This window comes from Bradyrhizobium sp. Ses1, from assembly GCF_059512365.1.
Genome location: NZ_JCAMOQ010000004.1, coordinates 172,662 through 194,097, shown reverse-complemented (window position 1 = coordinate 194,097; position 21,436 = coordinate 172,662). Strand labels below are relative to the sequence as shown.

21 protein-coding genes are annotated in these 21,436 nt (G+C 63.1%); 4 read left to right on the top strand and 17 right to left on the bottom strand.

All coding sequences use genetic code 11. The annotated features are described in order from the left end of the window. Window positions 1-10 precede the first annotated feature (10 nt). From AC5ZG5_RS07710 to AC5ZG5_RS07675, 8 genes are all read right to left on the bottom strand, one after another. Entirely contained in the window at window positions 11-1,321 is a 1,311-nt protein-coding gene (locus AC5ZG5_RS07710) for an MFS transporter (protein ID WP_456641392.1), read from the bottom strand. A gap of 174 nt (window positions 1,322-1,495) precedes the next feature. Then, window positions 1,496-2,389: a LysR family transcriptional regulator gene (locus AC5ZG5_RS07705; protein WP_456641393.1), complete on the bottom strand. Its 894-nt coding sequence runs from the start codon at window positions 2,387-2,389 to the stop codon at window positions 1,496-1,498. A gap of 99 nt (window positions 2,390-2,488) precedes the next feature. Then, window positions 2,489-2,704 carry a hypothetical protein gene (locus AC5ZG5_RS07700; RefSeq protein WP_456641394.1) on the bottom strand — a complete coding sequence of 72 codons (216 nt, stop codon included), beginning with the start codon at window positions 2,702-2,704 and terminating at the stop codon, window positions 2,489-2,491. A gap of 72 nt (window positions 2,705-2,776) precedes the next feature. Further along, entirely contained in the window at window positions 2,777-2,902 is a 126-nt protein-coding gene (locus AC5ZG5_RS07695) for a hypothetical protein (protein WP_283807046.1), read from the bottom strand. A gap of 76 nt (window positions 2,903-2,978) precedes the next feature. Beyond that, on the bottom strand, window positions 2,979-3,590 hold the full coding sequence (locus AC5ZG5_RS07690) for a TorD/DmsD family molecular chaperone (RefSeq protein ID WP_456641395.1): 612 nt from the start codon (window positions 3,588-3,590) through the stop codon (window positions 2,979-2,981). Between the two features lie 36 nt (window positions 3,591-3,626). Next, on the bottom strand, window positions 3,627-4,268 hold the full coding sequence (locus AC5ZG5_RS07685; protein ID WP_456641396.1) for a DUF3306 domain-containing protein: 642 nt from the start codon (window positions 4,266-4,268) through the stop codon (window positions 3,627-3,629). 18 nt (window positions 4,269-4,286) lie between these two features. Further along, window positions 4,287-4,763: a DUF3305 domain-containing protein gene (locus tag AC5ZG5_RS07680; RefSeq protein WP_456641397.1), complete on the bottom strand. Its 477-nt coding sequence runs from the start codon at window positions 4,761-4,763 to the stop codon at window positions 4,287-4,289. Beyond that, window positions 4,760-5,773 carry a DUF6352 family protein gene (locus tag AC5ZG5_RS07675; RefSeq protein WP_456641398.1) on the bottom strand — a complete coding sequence of 338 codons (1,014 nt, stop codon included), beginning with the start codon at window positions 5,771-5,773 and terminating at the stop codon, window positions 4,760-4,762. The genes AC5ZG5_RS07680 and AC5ZG5_RS07675 overlap by 4 nt, the downstream gene beginning before the upstream one ends. 171 nt (window positions 5,774-5,944) lie before the next feature. Between AC5ZG5_RS07675 and AC5ZG5_RS07670 the strand changes: the two genes are divergently transcribed. After that, window positions 5,945-7,936, top strand: a complete 1,992-nt coding sequence (locus AC5ZG5_RS07670) for a 4Fe-4S binding protein (protein WP_456641399.1) — start codon at window positions 5,945-5,947, stop codon at window positions 7,934-7,936. Between the two features lie 10 nt (window positions 7,937-7,946). Here the strand turns inward: AC5ZG5_RS07670 and AC5ZG5_RS07665 are convergent, their stop codons facing one another. The 6 genes from AC5ZG5_RS07665 to AC5ZG5_RS07640 form a co-directional block, all read right to left on the bottom strand. Then, complete coding sequence (locus tag AC5ZG5_RS07665) at window positions 7,947-8,951, bottom strand: formate dehydrogenase subunit gamma (protein ID WP_456641400.1); 1,005 nt, start codon at window positions 8,949-8,951, stop codon at window positions 7,947-7,949. Between the two features lie 55 nt (window positions 8,952-9,006). Beyond that, the gene (gene fdh3B, locus AC5ZG5_RS07660) at window positions 9,007-9,609 is read right to left on the bottom strand and encodes a formate dehydrogenase FDH3 subunit beta (protein WP_028164302.1); all 603 of its coding nucleotides are present in this window, start codon (window positions 9,607-9,609) and stop codon (window positions 9,007-9,009) included. Window positions 9,610-9,621: 12 nt separating this feature from the next. Beyond that, entirely contained in the window at window positions 9,622-12,573 is a 2,952-nt protein-coding gene (locus AC5ZG5_RS07655) for a formate dehydrogenase subunit alpha (RefSeq protein WP_456641401.1), read from the bottom strand. Window positions 12,574-12,585: 12 nt separating this feature from the next. Further along, complete coding sequence (locus AC5ZG5_RS07650; protein ID WP_456641402.1) at window positions 12,586-12,774, bottom strand: formate dehydrogenase; 189 nt, start codon at window positions 12,772-12,774, stop codon at window positions 12,586-12,588. Window positions 12,775-13,063: 289 nt separating this feature from the next. Further along, the gene (locus AC5ZG5_RS07645; protein WP_456641403.1) at window positions 13,064-14,230 is read right to left on the bottom strand and encodes a cytochrome P450; all 1,167 of its coding nucleotides are present in this window, start codon (window positions 14,228-14,230) and stop codon (window positions 13,064-13,066) included. A 156-nt stretch (window positions 14,231-14,386) separates the two neighbouring features. Next, the gene (locus AC5ZG5_RS07640; RefSeq protein ID WP_456641404.1) at window positions 14,387-15,178 is read right to left on the bottom strand and encodes a helix-turn-helix transcriptional regulator; all 792 of its coding nucleotides are present in this window, start codon (window positions 15,176-15,178) and stop codon (window positions 14,387-14,389) included. Between the two features lie 217 nt (window positions 15,179-15,395). On the opposite strand from AC5ZG5_RS07640, the gene AC5ZG5_RS07635 reads away from it, so the two are divergent. The 3 genes from AC5ZG5_RS07635 to AC5ZG5_RS07625 are packed head-to-tail and all read left to right on the top strand — an operon-like array spanning window position 15,396 to window position 18,120. Next, complete coding sequence (locus tag AC5ZG5_RS07635; protein WP_456641405.1) at window positions 15,396-16,544, top strand: ABC transporter substrate-binding protein; 1,149 nt, start codon at window positions 15,396-15,398, stop codon at window positions 16,542-16,544. 26 nt (window positions 16,545-16,570) lie between these two features. Beyond that, window positions 16,571-17,785 (top strand): cytochrome P450, encoded by a 1,215-nt coding sequence (locus AC5ZG5_RS07630; protein ID WP_456641406.1) that lies wholly within the window; start codon window positions 16,571-16,573, stop codon window positions 17,783-17,785. A gap of 11 nt (window positions 17,786-17,796) precedes the next feature. Next, entirely contained in the window at window positions 17,797-18,120 is a 324-nt protein-coding gene (locus AC5ZG5_RS07625; RefSeq protein ID WP_456641407.1) for a 2Fe-2S iron-sulfur cluster-binding protein, read from the top strand. 133 nt (window positions 18,121-18,253) lie between these two features. Here AC5ZG5_RS07625 and AC5ZG5_RS07620 read toward each other — a convergent pair whose 3' ends face one another. The 3 genes from AC5ZG5_RS07620 to AC5ZG5_RS07610 are packed head-to-tail and all read right to left on the bottom strand — an operon-like array spanning window position 18,254 to window position 21,435. Next, a complete protein-coding gene (locus tag AC5ZG5_RS07620; RefSeq protein WP_456641408.1) occupies window positions 18,254-19,834 on the bottom strand; it encodes a class I adenylate-forming enzyme family protein in 1,581 nt (526 codons plus the stop codon). A 9-nt stretch (window positions 19,835-19,843) separates the two neighbouring features. After that, window positions 19,844-20,260 (bottom strand): Zn-ribbon domain-containing OB-fold protein, encoded by a 417-nt coding sequence (locus AC5ZG5_RS07615; protein WP_130225963.1) that lies wholly within the window; start codon window positions 20,258-20,260, stop codon window positions 19,844-19,846. A gap of 2 nt (window positions 20,261-20,262) precedes the next feature. After that, window positions 20,263-21,435, bottom strand: coding sequence for a thiolase family protein (locus AC5ZG5_RS07610; protein WP_456641409.1), 1,173 nt, complete (start codon window positions 21,433-21,435; stop codon window positions 20,263-20,265). Window position 21,436: the final 1 nt, after the last annotated feature.

Sequence of the window (21,436 nt, the reverse complement as noted above, 5' to 3'; positions counted from 1 at the left end):
ATTTGCTCCCTTAGACGGCCGAAGCCGCGCGGTCCTGCAGTCTCGCTTCCGACGCGGCTGAAAGCCGGATCGGCGTCCGCGCCCCCGAGGTGATCACCACGGCACCGCCGAGCAGCAGCACGCCCGCAATCAGGAACGCGCCGGAATAACCGCCGGTGGTCGCGACCACATAGCCAGTGACGATCGGCGCGGCCGTGCCGAACAGATTGCCGCCCATGATCAAGAGACTGGTAGCGGCGCCGTTGTAGCGGCCGTCAGTCATCAGGTCGGCGGTCAGCGCAATGTTCATCGCCATCGCGGTGGCCACGCAGGCAAGCGAAATGCTGATCAGCATCGTAATGACCCAGATCGAATCGACCAGCGGAGCTGCGAGGATCACTGACGACAGCAGCAGCATCGCCGCAATCAGCTTGCGCCGGTCGGCATTCCCTCGACCTGATTTCTTCAAGAGGCTGTCGCTGAACCAGCCGAGGCCAAGGCCGAGGATCGCGGCCACGCCATAGGGAATGGCGGAGAACAGGCTCGACTTGAGCACATCCATGCCACGCGTGGCGGCGAGATAGCTCGGCAGCCAGGTCATGAAGAGATAGAGCGTATACCCGGCGCAGCCTTGCGTGAGCGCCAGCGCCCACATCGAGGGGCTGCTCAGAAGTCCTTTCAGCGCGGCCGACTGATTTAACTCGCCGGCCCCCCGTGCGGCGATGGCGCCTCGGTTCTTCAGGATGAAATCGCGCTCTTGTGCGCTGAGCCACGACGCACGTTCCGGCTGGCGATACAGCGCGAACCAGAGCAGCGCGAGCACGACGCCGGCAGCGCCGGTGATGTAGAACGACTCGCGCCAGCCGAACGCGACGATCAGCGAGCCGACCACGACCGAGCCGACGCAAAGCCCGGCATGCGCGCCGCAATTGAGGAATGCCGAGGCGATGCCACGCTCGCCCTCGGGCGCCCATTCGCGGATGATCTTGCCGCCGGCGGGATAGCTTGCGGATTCGCCGACGCCGAGCACCAGGCGCGAGGCGAACAGCGAGGAGTAGGTCGTCGCAAGGCCGGTCCAGATGCCGGCCAGCGACCACAATCCGAGCGTCGTATAGGTGACGGCGCGGCCACCATACCGATCGGCGAGCAAGCCCATCGGGATCAGGCAGATCAGATAGGTCCAGAGAAAGGCGGAGAAGATGTAGCCCATGTCGATCGGCGTCAGACCGTAGGTCTCCGAGATCGACTTGGCCGCGACCGAGAGATTAACCCGGTCGAGATAGTTGATGAACATCAGCACGAACAGGCCGATGTAGACAAGATATCGCTTCTGAAGGGCCACCCGCGTTTCTCCCGCCGTCTCTTGTGTTGTTGTCGGCCCACGATGTCACAAACCGGTCAGATAAATAAAACTCATAATTTTCATGTTGAATATGAGCTGAATTCATACAGAAGGCGCCCAGGATGGACGCTGCGCCCCCTCTCCCGCAAGCGGGAGAGGTGAGGGCGTGCCGCGCTAGAACTGCGTCGCGATCAGCGCGCGGAACCAGGTCTGGCCAGGATCGAGCGCGAAGCGCGGATGCCATTCGAGGTCGATCGCGAAGGTGACGTCATCAAGCGGAAAGCGGACCGCGACGCAGGGCAGCGGCGTCTCCCGGTCGCGTGCCCATCGCGCCGGTATGGCGGCGACGAGATCGCTGTTGGCCACGATATGGCGCGCATCCCGCCAGCTCGGCACATTGAACACGATCTGGCGATAGAGCCCGCGGATGCGCAGCGCATCATCGATCACATTGGTGCCGATGGTGCCGGCGACCTTGACATGCGAGAGCGAGGCGTAGAACGGCAGCGTCATCTTGCTGCGACGCGCCGGATTGGTCTTCCGCATCAGCACCACGAAGCGTTCGTCGAGCACGCGCAGTCGCTCGCGCCGGCCTTCCGGATTTCCCGACGAGGCAAGCCGGACGTGAATTTCGTCGCCGACGATCTCGTCCTCGCGCGGATCGCCGGTGAAATGCGCCGCATTGATGCGGATGCCGGGCGCCTCCTTGCGCAGGATCGGACACAAGCGCTGCAGCAGGTGGCCCGATACATATTCGGAGATCCGCAGCGTGAAGGTTCGCTCCGCGGTCGCGGGATCGAAGCTTGCGGATTTGTCGATAGTCCGCTCGATCTGCTCCAGCGCCGCATGCGTCGCATTGGCGAGTTCGAGCGCGCGCAGCGTCGGCTCCATCCCGTCGGGGGAGCGGACAAACAGCTCATCATTGAAGGTGCCGCGAAGCCGCCGCAGCGCGTGGCTCATCGCCGACTGCGTCAATCCCATGCGCCGCGCAGCCTTGGAAACACCGCGCTCGGCGACGAGGGCCTCGAGCATGACAAGCAGATTGAGATCGATGGTTCGGGGGCGCATGGCGGGCCGGCAATGGACGGAGACATTCTCCGCCTAGCCCTATCATGGGCCGGTCCCGTTTCTCAAACCGGCCGTCCAAGCCCGGACTATCGCGTCAGCCTATCTCGTCGGTGTCGGATAGACCAGCGATTGATCCTCGATCTCCTGAGCAGGCAATTTCTCGACGCCGGCCATCGTGTGCAATTGCGCCAGCGGCGGCATGGCCGCGGAGGTCAATTCAACCGGATGCGAATGCGCTCGCCAAAACAGGGTTCCAACAACAATTACAACGGCAATGGCGAAGACTGAAATCATTGAGCGGATCATATGAGGCATCTCCCTCTCCACTCAATTGAGTCCGTACGATCAGCTTAAGGTTTCGAGACCCACGCCGATGTGAATGCGGCGCTAAACCCTGGCGCTCGGCAAGGCAAAGGCCGAGGTCGCCGATTCCTGGACGAAATTGTCGAGAATCACCGCCGCTCCAACCGCGGCAACGACCGCAAACAGGCAGGCCAGGACGAACGCGCGCATCGTGTTTCTCCTCTTCACGTCATTTTGTACCACAGTTCCGCAGCGAATGAGTCTCAGCCGGAGGCAAAAGCGGCGTTCAGGCCGAAAGCGCGAACGCCTCGGCTTCGATGTCGATGAAGGTGCGCCCGAGCGCGCCAACCGATGCATAGAAATCAGCCGATTTTGCCCGTTCCAGGTCGATGAAGAAGCGCCTGATCCAGGGCGAAAGATGCCGCTCGAAGAAGTCGCGGTCGGCACCATTGGGCGCCGCGATGCTGCCGCCAGCCAGACCCGCCATAATCTCGCAGAGGAATCCGGCGTGATCCTCCGGCTCCGTCCGTTCCGGCGCCTTTTCGATGCCGAGACTATCGAGCGTTTCCCGCACCCGAACGAGCGGCCGCCCGTACAATGTCTCGGCAAGATAATGCGACGAATAGGGCAGCAGCGCTCCGTCCCCCAGGCCAGCAAACAGCGCAAAGAACTCACGCGACGCGCGCTCTTGATCGGTCCGCCCCGCCGCTTCGGCCAGCGCGATATGCACTATTCCGATCGGGCTGGCATCGCCACGCAGGCCGGCGAGACGGGAAAGAAGCTGCCCGTCCGGGCTGCGCGTCAGCAAGGTCGCCAATAGCGCGTATTCCTGCGCCCGAGCGCGATCGATCTCGTCGACAATGCGCGGTGCAGTGCCCTTTGAAATTGAATCCGTCATGGTTCGATCCAAAAAGACATGCCGCCCTGTCGATCGCTATTGCGGCAATGCGCTGCCATGACGCCGCTTTCGGGGAGATTCTAGCGCTTGCTCGCGAGGGGCTTGCTCGCCTTGCGAGCCAAGGTCCTGCATTTCATTCGATTGTGCAGCGTCAGCTAGCGACGGTCCCTCTGTCGCGGGCGGAGGATCGAGAACGGGTTCGGCGGAATTAGCCGCCGCGGGCCGAACCGTATCGGCGGGCGACGTCATGTCCGAGAGCGTATCCGGAATCTGCTCCAGCCGCCGCGAGACCTGCGCGAGAAGGTCAGTGGCGTTTTCCGTCGGACCGAGCGGGCCGAACCCCGGAATTGCGGTCGGGTCGTTGAAATCCCACTGGTTCTCCGCGATGCCGATGAAGTCGCGAATAGCGGGATCGCTAGTCCAGGCCCGGCGCAATGCCGCGCGGGTCAATTCGGCCGGCACGCCGGCGCGCAGGAACGCGGTAATGTCGGTATTGGCAACAATCGATTCGATTGACGGCAGGCTGGCGAGGTCGAACGGCTCATCGCCCGCCGCGTCGGCTGCAGGCGGCGCGGCTGCTTCTTGATTGTCCGTCGAAGCGGCCTCCGTATCTGGGCGCTCTTTTGCGGCCTGCTTCAGCCGCGCCCAGCGAAGGAAAACATTGTGCTCTTCAGCCACGGTGCACTCTCTCTTGTCCTAAGTCAGCGGCCCCTGCCGGTCGCGCTGCCGCTTGATGAAGGGGCGCTCGACATGATGCCGGGCGACAAATCGTTCGATGATCTCGGCAATGCCGGCGGGCATCGGTACCGCCTCGACGAGATTGCTGCCGGCGTCGGTGAACGCCTCGCCCTCGGCCGGATCCGCGGTGACGGCAAGCAGTTCGTAAGGCGGCTCGGAGCCGGTCGGACGCAGATTGACCCACAGGGTGGGCGAGCCGGATGCAAGATTGTCGCGATAGTTGCCGGTCTCGGTGCGGTGCAGTTCGATCACCGCCTCGCCGGCATAGAACAACGTCACCTCTCCTTGCCTATCGAGCGGCGTCCACGGCGCCGCCGAGGGGCTTCCCACGAGGACCGAAACCGGTCGCCACAGGACGTCGGCCCAGGCGCTCCTGCCCTTGCGCCGTTCGACCACAACGCCAACGGAAATGCGCTCCAGCGCCGTCGATATCAATTGACTGCCTCCGCGTTCGCAATCGGCAAGCCGGTGATGAGGTTTTGCGGCTTCAGCCGCAACGCCCCATCGGTGGTCATGGCGAGCAGCAAATAAACCGGCTCGCCCCTGACCTTTTCGATCATATAGGCGGGATCGCGGAACGTCAGCCGGAACAGGCCGATCAACTGAGCGCGTACGCCGTCATCGAGATCGTCGCCATGCCAGATCGCGTCGCCGATGCGAGTGGCGTCGGAGCTCAGTCCGACATACCAGTTCCATGATGCCTCGCGCAGTTCCGCCACAGGCTCGACCTTGACCTCGACCGCCAGCAGATGCGCAAGCCAACGGGCGATCACATCGCCGAGCGCGGCCATCCCCCGCCCACTGGCGGCGAGGTCGAGCGCCATGTCGAACCGGTCGCTGCGCGCCCAATAGCCGCCCGCCGTGGACTCCTTCAGCACGTCGACCTCAGTGGCCTCGGGCAGCCCGAGCAGCGCCATCAGCGGCGACGCTGAATGCCGGCCGGTTAGCGAGCCCCGTTCCTCGTCAATGGCGAGAACCGAGGCTCCTTCGATCATGAGCTTCTGCGGCCGGAAGAACAGTTCGGCGGCGCGCAGGATGAAAGCATCGGGGCAATCATCCAGCGCGTTGCGCAGGACCAGTTGCACCAGTTGGCCGATGAAGAGCTGGGGAAAGGCGATGTTGCGCCTGATGATCGCCAGATAAGCGGCCTCGAGGCTCCCGTGCTTTACCAGGTGATCGCGCCAGGCGATCATCATCTGCCAGTTCTCGCGCGCATCAGCGTCGGCGATCGCATCGACTTGTGCGGCCGAGATCGGCAGCCGCGGGTGACTCAGCAGCACGCGGTGCAGTTCCTGCTCCGCCGCGCAGGCCTCCGGTGGCGGCATCAGTTCGGGCCGCGCCAGATAGGCTTTCAGGAAGTCGTCGGTGACCAGCAGCCGGCCGCTCTTGTCGCGGTCGAGCAGATGATGGCCGCAAGCCAGCCAGAAATCGCGCGGCGCACTCATCCGATGCTCCCTGCAAGTCGCTATGCCGCCATCGTATTTTGCCTGAGAGGCAGTATATACTTTGCACATCTTCCCGGCCAGTTTCGCCGGCTGTACCGTATGGCTACACGGGTTCGTGACCGCATGTCTGAGACCGAGAGGCGTGTTTTCATCTGTTCGTGCGAGGGCACGATGTCGCTCGACGGCGATGCAATCAGCCGCGGCTGTCGTCACTCGCCGATGACGGCAGCGCAACTCTGTCGCGCCGAGATTGATCGCTTCCGAGCCATCGCCGCCGAAGACGGCCCGCTCACGGTCGCCTGTACCCAGGAAGCGGCGTTGTTCTCCGACGTGGCCGAAGAAAGTGGCCGCACACAATCCATACAATTCGCCAACATCCGCGAAACCGCCGGCTGGTCCGGCGATGCCGACCGCGCGGGGCCGAAAATGGCGGCGCTGCTTGCGGCGGCGGCCGAGACTGCACCGCCGGCACCATCGCTCGAACTCGAAAGCGGCGGCGTCATCCTGATCTGCGGCCGCGATGAGAGCGCAATCGAGGCTGGCAATCTGCTCAAGGACCATCTCGACGTCACCGTGCTGATCGAGCCGCCCGCTGCCATCGCGCCACCGCGCAAGGACGAATTCCCGGTAGCGAAGGGAAAGGTGACCGCGGCACGCGGCCATCTTGGCGCCTTTGAGGTCGTGGTCGACGATTTCGCGGAACGCGCACCCTCCTCCCGCGACACGCTGCTGTTCGGCCCTTCGCGCAACAATGCGCGATCGAACTGCGATATCATCCTCGACCTGACCGGCGGCGTGTCCTTGTTCCCGGCCGCGGAATTGCGCGACGGCTATCTGCGCGCCGATCCCGCTTCCCCCGCGGCGATGCTGCAGGCCGTGCTCAAGGCGCGCGATCTCGTCGGCACGTTCGAGAAGCCGCGCTACGTCACGTTCGACGCCAAGCTGTGCGCGCATTCGCGCTCGGGGCGCGTCGGTTGCACCCGTTGTCTCGATCTCTGTCCCGCAGGCGCGATCACGCCGGCCGGCGATCATGTCGCGATCGATGCGAATATCTGCGCGGGCTGCGGCCAGTGCGCGGCGGCCTGCCCGACCGGCGCCGCCTCCTACGCGCTGCCGCCGGAAGACGCGCTGATGCGCAAATTGCGCGCGCTGCTGATCGCCTATCGCGAAGCCGGCGGCGAGCAGGCGATCGTGCTGGTGCATGACGACGCACATGGTGCGCCGCTGATCGACGCGCTGGCGCGGTTCGGCGATGGATTGCCGGCCAACGTGTTGCCGTTCGCGGTCAACGAGGTCACGCAGTTCGGGCTCGAGAGCATCGCCGCCGCCTTCGCCTATGGCGCGTCTGCGATGCGTTTCCTGCTGCGGGCAAAACCGCGCCATGACGTTGCGGGCCTGACGCGGACAATGGCGATCGCCGATCCGGTCCTGGCTGGACTCGGCTTTGGCGGAAAGCGGATCGCCACCATCGAGACAGACGATCCGGACACGCTGCTCGAGACGTTGCGCGCGATCCCGTCATTGCCGCCGGCGCCGCGCCCGGCGAGTTTCCGGGCCACGGGAAAGAAACGCGACGTGCTGCGTTTTGCGCTCGGCGAATTGCATCGCGCGGCGCCAGCGCCTGCCGACATCATCCCGCTGCCCGCGGGCGCACCGTTCGGTGCGGTGGAAGTCAATGCAACCGGCTGCACGCTGTGCCTGTCCTGCGTATCGGCCTGCCCGACCAGCGCCTTGCGCGACGATCCCGAGCGGCCGCTGCTGCGTTTCGTGGAGGACGCCTGCGTCCAGTGCGGCCTATGCAAGTCGACCTGTCCGGAGAACGTGATCACGCTGGTGCCGCGGCTCGATTTCGGCGCGGCAAGAGCCCCTGCCCGCATCCTCAAGGAAGAAGAGCCGTTCTGCTGCATCCGCTGCGGCAAGCCGTTCGGCGTCAAGAGCACGATCGAGCGCGTGGCCGCCAAGCTCGAAGGCAAGCACTGGATGTACAAGGGCTCACCGCGCAAGCTCGACGTCATCAAGATGTGCGACGATTGCCGCGTCAACTTCGTCGCCGAGCAGGGCTTTGAATCCTACGGCGTGGCGAGCCCGACCGTCCGCACCACCGACGACTATCTGCGCGAGCGCGACGACGCGCCACCGCCTCGCCGCGGCAGTCACGATTGAAAATGAGCAGCTATTCCGCCGGCGTCGCCGTGGGTTCGGCGCGCCCTTCCCCCGCAAGCTTCTTGGCGAGCCATTGGTCGTGATGTTCCTTGGCCCAGTTGAGGTCGACCTCGCCGGTGCCCATCGCCTCGAAGGCACCTTCCATCCCGACCGTGCCGATGTAGATGTGGCCGAGGATCAGGGCGATGAACAGAATGGCCGTCACGGCGTGCACCACCTGTGCGAGCTGCATGCCGAGGATATCGGTCCCATAGAACGGAAACAGCAGCAGGAATCCCGACGCTGACACGGCAATGCCGGCCGCGATCGACAGCCAGAACACCAATTTCTCGCCGAAATTGAAGCGGCCCGCCGGCGCATGTCTGTTCTTGATGAAGCCCCCGCCCTGCTTGAGCCAGTCGATATCCACCTTCTCCAGGAGATTGTCCCTGAAGAAGATCACCATGATCAGGAGAAGGCCCGCCACGAAGGCAAAGCTCGTGAAGTTGTGGATGTACTTCGCGACCTCCGAGATGGCGGCGAACATATCCGGCCCAACGAGCGGCAGCAGCAGAGCCTTGCCGAACGTGATGTTCAATCCGGTCAGTCCGAGGATGACAAAGGAGGCCGCCGTCAGCCAATGCGCGAAGCGCTCGAACGCCTCGAAGCGGACCACTTTCTGCCCCGAGCGCCCGGCTGAGATCGGGAGCCGTCCGAGGATCAGATAGGCGATCGCCAGCAGCAGGACCGTGCCAAGGATCACAATCGCACCGCCCCAGCGCAGCAGGACCTGGTGGAAATATTCCCAGGTCCGGCCCGCCGGCTGGATCAGTACGCTGGCCCTGGTGTCGGGAATGTCGATGCGGCCGGTGATGCGCGGCATCTGCTGCAGCAATTCGTGCTGGCTGGTGACGCTTGCGGTCGGATTGGGTGCGCCATCGGGACCGCGCTCTTGTGCGAACACGGGCGCCGCCGCTGACATCGCAAGCAGCGCCAGGACGAAGGTCGCCAGACGAAAGCGTGCGAGAAACGTCATGACCGTTACCCTGTTCTCATCCCGCGCCCATCGCGGGCCGCATGAGCCTGTCCGCTCAGACCCCGACGTCCTCGTGGTACGCCGTGGTCCAGCCCCAGGCACCGGAACCATAGCCGCGCTTGCGCACCCGCTCGCCATAGATCTGAGCGATGATGTCGCCATCGCCGGCGAGCAGCGACTTGGTCGAGCACATCTCCGCGCACATCGGCAATTTGCCCTCGCCGAACCGGTTCGAGCCGTATTTGGCGAATTCCGCCGCGCTCCCTGGTGCCTCTGGTCCGCCGCCGCCGGCGCAATAGGTGCATTTGTCCATCTTGCCGCGGGTACCGAAATTGCCGACTTGCGGATATTGCGGCGCGCCAAACGGGCAGGCGTAGAAGCAATAGCCGCAACCGATGCACTGATCCTTGTTGTGCAAGACAACGCCGTCCTCGGTCGGGAAGATGCAGTTCACCGGACAGACCGACGCGCAAGGCGGGTCCGTGCAATGCATGCAGGCCATCGAGACCGAACGCTCGCCCGGCTTGCCGTCATTGATGGTGACGACGCGGCGGCGGTTGATGCCCCAGGGCACCTCGTTCTCGTTCTTGCACGCGGTGACACAGGCGTTGCAGTCGATGCAGCGGTCCGCGTCACAAAGGAATTTCATGCGTGCCATCGTCTCTTCCCCTTACGCGGCCCTGATCTGGCAAAGCGTCGCCTTCGGCTCCTGCATGCCGGTTGCTGGGTCGTAGCCATAGGTCGTCAGAGTATTCACGCTTTCGCCAAGCACGATCGGATCGGCGCCCTTCGGATATCTGGCGCGGAGGTCCTCGCCCTCGAAAAAGCCGGCGAAATGGAACGGCATCCAGGCGACGCCCTTGCCGACTCGCTCGGTGACCATCGCCTTGACGTGGGTCCGCGAACTGTTCTCGGCGCCCGTCACCCACACCCAGCCGCCGTCCTTGATGCCGCGCTCGGCGGCGTCGGCCGGGTTGATCTCGACGTACATGAACTGCTTCAGCTCGGCGAGCCACTTGTTGGAGCGCGTCTCCTCGCCGCCGCCTTCATATTCCACCAGCCGGCCCGAGCTCAGGATCAGCGGGAACTGTTTTGAGATGCCGCGATCGACGGCCGCCTTCTGCACCGAGAAGCCGATATTCGGCATGCGGAACTGCTTGGCGTCTGGCAAGGTCGGATAGTCAGCGACGAGGTCCGGACGCGGCGTATAGATCGGCTCGCGATAGACCGGAATCGGATCGGGCAGATTCCAGGCGATCATGCGCGCCTTGCCGTTGCCGTAAGGCGAGCAGCCGTGCTCGATCGCGACCCGCTGGATGCCGCCGGACAGATCCAGCGACCAGGACACCTTGTCAGGGTCGGCCGAATTGACGCGCTGGATGATCTCCATCTCCTGCGGCGTCAGCTCGTTGTCCCAGCCGAGCTTTTTCAGCACGCCCAGCGTGAACTCGGGATAACCGTCCCTGATTGCGGAGCCGACCGAATAGGAGCCCTCGGCGAGAAGATTCTCATGAACCTCCCGCTCGACCTCCTGCCCGTTCTCCATCACCTTGCGCTTGACGACGCGCTCGACGCCGAACCGGGCGCGGAAGGTGCCGCCGCCGTCCTTCACCGAAAGATTGGTGTTGTAGAGGATCGGCGTGCCGGGATGCTTGAACTCCGGCGTGCCCCAGCACGGCCATGGCAGACCGTAATAGTCGCCGCCGACTTCCGGATCATCCTTCGGTGCCCGCAGCGTGACCAGGTCGAACTTATGCTGGTTCCTCATATGCGCCTTCAGCCGCTCCGGCGACTGCCCGCAATAGCCGGTCGACCAGCCGCCGCGGTTGATCTCGCGCAGGATGTCCTCCGCCGACACCGAGCCGTTCTCGACCTTGATGTTCTTGAACATCGGGTCGGCAAAGCCGAGCTTCTTGGCGAGCATATACATCACGTCGTAGTCGTTCTTGGATTCGAAGACCGGCTCGACAATCTTCTCGCCCCATTGCAGCGAGCGGTTGGAGGCGGTGCGCGAGCCGTCCATCTCGAAGCTGGTACAGGCCGGCAGCAGATAGGTGCCGTTCTTGCGCTCGGAGACCACCGACCACGCCGTCGGATAGGGATCGCAGACCACCAGGAGTTCGAGCTTCTCGATGCCGCGCACCGCTTCCGGCATCCGGGTGATAGTATTGACGCCATGCCCCATGACGAACATGGCCTGCACCGGATTAGGCTGGTTGATCTGGTCCTTCGGCAGCAAGGTCGCGTCGAACCAGCGCGTGCTTGGAATGCCCGGCGTTTCCATCAACTGCTTGCTCGGGAAGCGCGACTTCATCCACTCGTACTCGACTTCCCACACCCGGCACCAGTGCCGCCAGGCCTCCTCGGCGAGACCGTAATAGAGCGGCAGGGTCGTGACATCGAGCCCGAGATCGGTCGCGCCCTGCACGTTGGTGTGGCCGCGGAAGATGTTGGCGCCGCCGCCGGCCATGCCGACATTGCCAGTGGCGAGCAGCAACAGGCAACTGGCGCGGACATTGGCGGTTCCGGTGGCGAACTGGGTCTGGCCCATCGCCCAGATCAGCGTCGCCGGCTTCTGCTTGGCGAACACTTCGGCAATATGCTTGACCTGCGCCTCCGGCAGGCCGGTGACGCGCTCGACTTCCTTCGGATTCCACTTCGCCGCCGCCTTGCGGATATCATCCACGCCGTAGACGCGCTGGCTGATGAATTCCTTGTCCTCCCAGCCATTCTCGAAAATGTGCCACAGCATGCCATAGATGGTGGCGATGTGGGTACCCGGCCGCACCCGGACATATTCGGTCGCATGCGCCGCGGTCCGCGTCATCCTTGGATCGACCACGATCATGTTGGCGCGGTTGAGCTCCTTGCCCTCGAGGATGTGCTGCAGCGAGACCGGATGCGCCTCCGCCGGATTTCCGCCCATCAGCAGGATGGTCCGGGAGTTACGGATGTCGTTGTAGCTGTTGGTCATCGCGCCGTAGCCCCAGGTATTGGCTACGCCGGTGACCGTCGTCGAATGGCAGATGCGGGCCTGATGGTCGGAATTGTTGGTACCCCAGAACGCCGCAAACTTGCGGTTAAGATAGGCGGCCTCGTTGGTGAACTTGGCCGAGCCGAGCCAATAGACCGAATCGGGACCCGCCTTCTGGCGGATCTCCATCAGCTTGTCGCCGATCTCGCTGATCGCGGTCTCCCAGGAGATCCGCGTCCACCGGCCGTTGACGAGCTTGACGGGATAGCGCAGGCGGCGCTCGCTCAGGACGTCGTCGCGGACCGCGGCGCCCTTGCAGCAATGCGAGCCGCGATTGATCGGGCTGTCATAGTCCGGCTCCTGGCCGATCCACACGCCATTGGCGACCTTGGCGATGACAGAGCAGCCGACCGAACAGTGGGTGCAGACATTCTTGCGGGTCGCGACGGGTGCACCGGGAGGAGCCGGCGGGCCGGCCTCCACCTTGCGCACGCCATTCAGCGTGAATTCGCCGAGCGCCGCCAGCGTGCCGGCAGCGATGCCCGAACGCTTCAGAAAAGTACGGCGATCCAATCCGCTGCCTGGCCTGTCTCCGGCGAGGACAGGCTTTGCACTTCCCTGGCGACGATCCGCCTTCCTGATCAGCACGAACGCCTCCCTCTATCGAGCGCCGGGATAGCTGTTGACGCGGTAGAAGTCTCGAACCTCGGCGGAATTTGGCTGATAGCGCGCTCTGCGCTTGTCCTTCAGATTGACCGATTGGGCGGGCACCTGCCGCGGCAGCAATGCGCCGACGGCGGCCACGCTGCTGCCGGCGATGGTCAGACGAAGCAAATCACGCCGAGGCATTTTTCGCTTAGGATTTTCCTTCTCAGGATTTTCCTTCATCGCGGCGCGCTCCTAAACCAGGTTCGCTACTCGTTAGCGTACTCCGCGCGATGCCGGACTTCAATTGTCGGTCACCCCGCACTGCAGCAACCGTTATCGAGATTTCCGGTGCGGTTTACTAGGAGCGACTTTTCAAATTCGCACGATCGCATGGCACCCACGTGCCGCGACAGCCGGCCGCAGCCGCTCGGAAAAACCTGGACGTGCTGTTCTGTGAGGATAAGCGGCGAACGCGAATTTTCTGGGCCGCCTAACCCCACGCGACAGGCAAATTAAGCAGTCCGCGAAACGCCCAGCCACCGATCCGCACAGGTTCGCTCTCAACAATGCGCAGGTTCTTCAGCCTGGCGAAGACGGCCGGGAGCGCAACATCGGCAACCATGGCGCGCGAGGCCCAGGCGCCGGCGCAGAAATGCGGCCCGGCGCCGAACGCGATGCTCTTGCTGGTATCGCGCTCAAGGTCGAACTCATCAGCGCGTTCGAAATGCTTTTCGTCGCGGTTTGCCGAGCCGAACATCAGGAACACCCGCTCCTCGGGCTCAAAGGCAACGTCACGGATTTTCCACGGCTTGGCGATGCGGCGCGGCGACATGCCGATCGGCGAAATCCAGCGGGCATATTCCTCGAATGCCTGCATCCAGGGAATCTTGCCTTCCATGACCGATCTCAGTTGATCGGGGTGCGTCAGCAGCGCCCACGCGGTGCCTGCGATCGCATCCCGCGGTTCGTTTTGACCGCCGCTGATCGAAAGCTTGATGTTGGCGCGCACGCTCTCCATCGGCATGCCGGATGCGAGCATCACGCCCAGCAGGCTTTGATCGGGCTTCTTGCTGAGCACCGGCAGCATGTCGTTGATGGCCGCATCAATGCCCGACGTCGCGGCATGACAGCGCGCCTCGACGGCGAGATCTCCAATGTAGTTGGCGATGCCGTCGATCATCCCTTGCGACCACGCGTTCATGTCCTGAAAGCGCATGTTGGTCAGCCCGGTGATCGATTTCAAACACTCCGCCGAGAACGGCAGCGCGAAATCGCGCACGAAATCGCATGCGCCCGCAGGCTCGAGTTCGCCGATGATGCGGTCGGCATGGGCCTGGAATTGCGCCGTCCAGTGAGATTTGACGGTCTTCGGAGATACTGCAGGAAAGATCGCCTTCCGCTCCGACAGGTGCGCCTCGCCGTCCTTGCGCATCATGTTGTGGCCCATCAGCGTATTCATCAGGCCTGCGGGCTGGTGCGATGAGAAGACGTCGATCTGCTTCTCCGAGACGAAGATGTCGTCGCGACTGCAGAGCAGCGTGCTGCCGAGCTGCGGCACGAACGCGATGGGAGCATCGCGGCGCAACTTGGCAAGCGTCGGATAGGGATCGCTCCAGAATGCCGCGACGTCGATATCGATACGAGGCGCAGTGCTCACGGTTTGGCCCTCCCTGTATTCCTCAAGGGTACCGAGGAGCAGAAAGGACGTCTGTCCCGTTGGACAGGGACAGGAAGTGGCGCTGCCTCTCTGCACCTCTCCCCTAGGGAGAGGTGCACTTGCGGCCAGACCGGTTCAATCGAGTGACGTCGCGCCCTAATGCGCAGAGCGGGGAAGCGCCATCAGGCGCAGTGCGATGGCGAACAGTTCGTTTTGCGAGGAGATGCCAAGCTTCTCGTAAGCTCGCTTGCGATAGGTGAAGGTCGAGTGCAGGCTGATCCCGAGATCCGCCGCGATCGCCTCGGACCCATAGCCTGATAGGATCCGCAGGCAGACGTCCTTTTCCCGGCCGGTCAGCTTGAGGAACGGCTCGCGGGTCGAAAACAGCGTCTGCAGTTTTGTCGGAGCTTCTGCTGCAACCTCCTCCTGGCAGTGACGCGCCACGATCGCGGTGATGGCTGGCGCCATGTTGCAGAGACGTGCGGCTTCGCTCCGCGTAAACCGGCCTTGCTCAGTGGTCCGGTAGAAATTCACATAAAAGCAGGCACTGTCGACCCAGATCGCCGCAGCGATCTTGTCGACGATCTCCGCATCCTCAAAAAATATCTTTCGATAGCCATCGCTGTACATGCGGCGGGAGAAGCTCGGCAGGACGACCGGGCGAGGCGCCGCCCGTTGGTGCAGGATCGTCTCCCGGTTCGGATCGGCTAGATGAAAATGCTCGGAATACGCGGCGCCGAGGTCCGACCCGATGGCGATGTGCCCGATTCCCAGCGCACAACGCGCCGTCCGCTCCGCCTCGAAGGCAAACACCATGCAATGGCCGACGCCACCCACGGCCCGAACCGTGTCCATCAGGACCTGCGAGAACGACGGGCGACCGATGGCAAGCACCATCGGCGCAAGGACGCCTGACGAATCTCCCGGTTCCACCGCCGCTGACCCCATCGCTTCCTCCGAATTTTTCTTCAAGCCTATCAGCAACATCCGCAAGTTTGAAGCGGTCTCATGCGGCATCCCGCCCCCTTTTGAGCCGGCATGTGTCACCAATAAAGGGGACAGACGCGCGCTGCGAGACAAGCGATAATTGCAAAGCGCTGACGTGCCTGACGTCCTCGGCGTATCTGCGCACCTTGAAAAAAGAATTCTTGCGGGAGGGACTACAATGAGGCTGGGCCTTGCCGGGCTTTGGATCTTCGTGACCGCGGTTCTCTGCGCCGTGGACGCAAAGGCGGACATCAAGGTGGGGATCGTCGTCTCCGCGTCCGGACCGGGCTCGGCGCTCGGGCAACCGCAGATGCGAACGGTGGCGGCGCTACCGAAGGAGATCGGCGGCGAAAAGATCGTCTACATCCCGCTCGACGATGAGTCAGATCCCACCAAGGGCGTCCAGAACGCGCGCCGCCTGGTGATTCAGGACGGCGTCGACATCCTGATCGGATCGTCGCTGACGCCAGTGACGATGCCGATGCTCGACATCGCCATGGAATCGAAGACCCCGATCATCTCGCTGGCGGCCGCGACCGCCATCGTCCAGCCGATGGACGACCGCCGGAAATGGGCGTTCAAGGTCGTGCCGAACGATGACCTAATGGCAGCCGCCATTCTCAAACATATCGCGAAGTCGGGGATCAAGACGCTCGGCTATATCGGCGTTTCGGATGGATATGGCGAGGGCTATTACAAGGAAGTCAGCCGGCTCGCGCCGACGCTTGGCCTGACGGTGACGACGCATGAGGTTTACGCACGCGCCGATACCAGCGTGACCGGTCAGGCCTTGAAGGTGATGGCGACCGATCCGGAGGCAGTGTTCGTCGCATCCGCTGGCACGCCAGCCGTATTGCCCCAGCAGGCCCTTCGCGAACGCGGCTATGCCGGCAAGATTTTCCAGACCCACGGCGTCGCGACGGAAGAGTTCATCAAGCTCGGCGGCGCCAATGTCGAAGGCGCCGTGTTCACCGGCGAAGCGTTCACCATCGCTGAGGATCTCCCGGCGAACGATCCGTTCCGGCTGGTGCGAGAGGAGCTCGTCACTGCGTACGAAAAGGCGAATGGCCAGAAGCCGAACATCTTCGCCGCGCATTTGTGGGATGCCGTCGCGCTGTTCAAAAGGGCGGCGGCAAGCGCGTTGAAGACCGCCAAGCCGGGTACGCCAGAATTCCGGGCTGCACTGCGGGATGAACTCGAACGCGGCAAGGACGTCTATTTGAACAACGGCCTCTCCACCATGAGTCCGACCGACCACAACGGCTACGATGAACGTTCCGCCTTTCTCATCAAGGTGGAAGGTGGAAAATTCCGGCTGATGCGATAGGGCAGGCAAGACGAGGGACGACTTGAATGAGTGCACTCGGCTCCTCTTCCAGGACCAGCGCCGTTCCGCATCTGGACGTTGATCCCTTCGCGATCGCGTTCTTCGCCGATCCTTTCCCGACCCATGAGGTGCTGCGGGAAGCAGGGCCGGTGGTGTATCTCGACAAATGGAATGTCTACGGCGTGGCACGCTACGCCGAAGTCCATGCGATGCTGAACGATCCCCTCACCTTCTGCTCCAGCCGCGGCGTTGGCTTGAGCGATTTCAAGAAGGAGAAGCCCTGGCGGCCGCCGAGCCTGATCCTCGAGGCCGATCCGCCCGCCCATACCCGCACGCGCGCCGTGCTCAGCGGCGTGCTGTCGCCGAGCGTCATGAAGCAAGTGCGCGACGGCTTCGCTAAGGCGGCCGAAGCAAGGGTCGACGCGCTATTGAACAAGCGCAGCTTCGATGCGATCGAGGATCTTGCGGAAGCCTATCCGCTCTCGGTGTTCCCGGATGCGCTCGGACTGAGGGCCGAGGGCCGCGAGCATCTGCTCCCCTATGCCAGCCTGGTGTTCAACGCGTTCGGTCCGCCGAACCAGTTGCGGCAGGAGGCGATCGAGCGTTCGGCGCCGCACCAGGCCTATATTGCCGAGCAATGCCAGCGCGAGAACCTCGCACCCGGCGGCTTTGGCGCCTGTATCCACGCGCGCGTCGATGAAGGCGAGATCACCGCCACCGAGGCGCCGCTCCTGGTACGCTCGCTGCTGTCGGCCGGTCTCGATACGACCGTCAACGGCCTCGGTGCAGCCATCTATTGCCTGGCGCGCTTTCCGGATCAATGGCAGCTCTTGCGCGACAATCCGGCGCTGGCGCGCAATGCCTTCGAGGAGGCGGTGCGTTTCGAAAGCCCGGTCCAGACCTTCTTCCGCACCACGACGAGGGAGGTCGAACTCGGTGGCGCGCCGGTCGGCGACGGCGAGAAAGTCCTGATGTTCCTCGGCGCGGCCAACCGCGATCCGCGGCGTTGGGACAAGCCCGACAGCTACGACATCAACCGACGCACCAGCGGCCATGTCGGCTTCGGCTCGGGCATCCATATGTGCGTAGGCCAGCTCGTTGCGCGGCTCGAAGGCGAGGTGATGCTGTCGGCGTTGGCGCGCCGCGTCGCCAAAATCGAGATCACGGGGGAGCCGAAGCGGCGCTTCAACAACACGCTGCGCGGGCTCGACAGCCTGCCGGTTACGATCACTCCGGCCTGACGAGAGGTGCGATGACTGCGATCACCTTCATTCATCCCAATGGCCGAAGCGATCGAGTCGAGACCAGCGACGGCGAGAGCGCCATGCAGGCCGCGACCCGTCACGGGCTGGATGGCATCCTGGCCGAATGCGGCGGCAACGCCATGTGCGCCACCTGCCATGTCTATGTCGACGATGGCTGGCTGGCGCGCCTCCCGCCGATTGGCGACGAGGAAGACGCCCTGCTCGACGGCACGGCCTGCGACCGCCTACCGAGCAGCCGCCTGTCCTGCCAGATCAGGATCACGCCCGACCTCGACGGGCTCGTGCTGCGCCTGCCGGAACGGCAGGTCTGAGCAACGATCGGCTGCGAAGACATGACCGGGGAGAGGATGATGAAGCGGCTGGCTGGACCCTTGTGTTACTCGGAAACCTGACGGCGGGCGCAGCGAGCGCCGAGATCTCCGACAACATCGTGTCGCATCGGTCTCATCCTTGCTGGATGCAATCGGAACTAGGCGCTCTGTTCCAGCCCCCCGGCTTGCCCACCAGTTCGACCGCTTGAGCCCTCAAGTCTCGCTTGAGGACCTTGCCGAGCGAATTCCGCGGTAGCGCATCGACGATGAAGACGTATTTGGGCTTTTTGTATCCGGCGACCAGATTGCGAACGTGTTCGACAATCGACGACGGAGTCGGACCCGTCCCCTCGCATCGTTCGATGAATGCCGCGACGGCTTCGCCGAAGATGGCATCGGGTACCCCGACGACAGCCGCATCCGACACGTCCGGATTCTGGAGCAGAGCCTGCTCGACCTCTTTGGTATAGATGTTGAACCCTCCGCTCAACACCATGTCCTTCTTGCGGTCGACGATGTAGAGGTAGCCGTCCTCATCCGCCTTCGCGACGTCGCCGGTGTGGATCCAGCCGTCCTTGATGGTTTTCGCCGTATCTTCGGGGCGGTTGTAGTAGCCCCGCATGACCGAATATCTCCCAGGTTCGCCTACGCGGACGAGAAGCTCGCCGGGCTCGCCGGTCTTGACCTCGATGCCGGCGTCGTCGACGATGCGGACCTCGACGCCAGGCGTGGGGCGACCGATCGAAGCGGCATGGTCGAATTGCTCCTCATGGGACAGGGAGGTCACACCACCGACCTCCGTCATCGCGAAGAACGACACGAGACGAACCTGCGGGAGCAACGCGAGGAACTGGCGTTTCAGCTCGACAGGGAATGCCTCGCCCGTGACGACAATGCGCCTGAGGGACGCGCAGCGACCGGGATCGTGCTTTATCTCCGGAAGCAGCATCCTGCATACGGTCGGGACCATACCGACCACGCTAACTTTCTCCCTGGCAATCGTGTCCACCGCCTCGCGAGAATCGAACTTCTTCATCACCACGAGGGTGCCGCCAAGCGTCAGCGAATTGGCAAGCCGGGCGAAACCGGTTCGATGGGCAAGCGGAGTTGTAACCAGATAGACGTCGTCGCTCGATATTCTCCATTCGATCGCATTGACGAAACAATGCTGAACGACGACGTTCGAATGCGTGATGATCGCACCTTTTGGTGTGCCCGTTGTACCAGAGGTGTACATGATGATCGCATCATCGCAGCCGATCGGGAGGGATGGCGCCGGTGTCGGTTCCGACTTCCGCAGTTCGGCATACTCGACGGCACCTACGCAATTCGTTCCCGTCGTTATCCGGACGGCATCCGGATTCGCCTGCAATACTTTGTTTATCGCAGCGCCGTCGCCTTCGAACACGATGGCGGCGGGCCTGCTGTCGGAACATATATGCAGAAGTTCGTTCGACGTGAGACGGGTCGTTACGGGGACAACGATTGCGCCCAGCGAGAATGCGGCGAAGAAGAGCTCGACGACCTCCACACCGTTGGATAGAAATACGACGATACGGTCGCCTGGACCGATACCGTTCTCCCTGAGCCCGTTTGCGACGCTGCGGATTCTCCGATCGAGCTCGCGGTAGCTGAGCCTTTCCGATCCGCAGACCAATGCGACCTTGCTCGCATGACGCACCGCCTGCGCACGGAGGATGGTTTCCAGGCGCATGTCCGCTCCTTAAACGACGTCGAAGGCCGGGTATCGAACGTCGTCGGAAATCCGATCCCAAGCGACTTCGACGCGCTGACCGATGGCGACTGTATTGGGATCCCTGTTCAGGATGTTGCCGAGGATCCGTACGCCCTCGTCGAGCTCAACCGTCGCGACGGAAAGAGGAAGGCGCCCCTCCAGACCGGGACCGGGCACGCGAATGACGGTGCACGCGTAGATCGTACCCTTGCCCGACACTTCACGCCATTCGAGATTCCGGCTGCCCGTGAAAATGCTCACCGGGCGCGGATAGTGCTGAAACCGCCCGGTGTCCTTGCAATACTGCAGCATCAGCTTGCCGGCCTTCGCCCCCTCCCAGAAGGGCTTGGTATCAACGTAGATCGACGGTTTCGGGACGGGACGTCCGGTTTTTTCGTCAGCCATCTTCATGCCTCCAGAATCATCGCGGCGCTGGTACCCCAGTTGCGCGCGTAGGGAATTACGCCGATACCCGTCACGAGTGCGTTCTTCGGATCCGGTACTTGCCGACCCTCGCCCTCGCCGAACATTTGACGTACCGCTTCGGCCAGGTTGAGGCCGCCGCTGGCCAATCCCGGCTGCCCCGCGGAGATTTGGCCTCCGCCGGTGTTAAGAGGCAGGGTCCCCTTGTGGGAAAGATCGGTGTCGAGGGTGAACTCGCTGCCCTGCCCTCGTTTGCAGAAGCCGAAATCCTCGAACTTCATCATGACCGCGATCGTGAAATCGTCGTAGGGCTGGAACATCCGGATGTCTTTCGGAGCGAGCCCCGATTGTCCGTACACGATCGGCGCGATTTTCGAGAACCCTGTCTCTGTTATATCCGCGAGCGGATCGCTTCCGTTGAAGTTCGTCACCTCGGCATATGCTGTCGGATAGACCATCTTCGTGATTCCGAGCTCCCGCGCCTTCTTCTCGGTCGTCACGAGGAAGGCGTTCGCGCCATCGCAGAACATGACGCAATCGAGGAGGCGAAGCGGATCCGCGATGACGCGCGACTTCTCGTAGTCGGCCATCGTGATCGGTGTCTTGAACTTCGTGTACGCGTTGTCGTTATGCAGCGCGTGCTCGCGTTGCGTGATGGCGATCTTTCCCAGTGCCTCGGGCTTGATCCCAAACTGATGGTTGTATCGGCTCATGAGAAGCCCGAACGTCGCAGGAGGACCTTGAACGCCGGGCGGGTCCTGAAATTCGGAACGATAAGCTCCGTAGTTCGCCCGCCAGGCGGTGCTCGGCGCGTCCGCCGACAGGACGACGGCCACCTCGCAGTACCCATCGCGAATGGCCGATGCGGCACGAGCCACGCCGCCGGTAGCGGAACACCCTCCGGTCCCTCCGTAGTTGAGCCACGTCGGCGTGATGCCGAGGGCTTCGGTCATGTAGACGGCGAAGAACGGATTCGGACATTCGCTTAGCGGAGCTGTCACTGAGAGGCCGTCGATCGCGTCCTTCGGAATGCCGGTAGCCGCAAGCAATTTTGCCAGCGCCTCACCTCCTAGATCGAATGCGCTTCGACCGCTCTTGAAGTCGATTGCGGTCTCGGAATAGCCGGCGATTACGATATCACGCTTCTTTCCTGACATG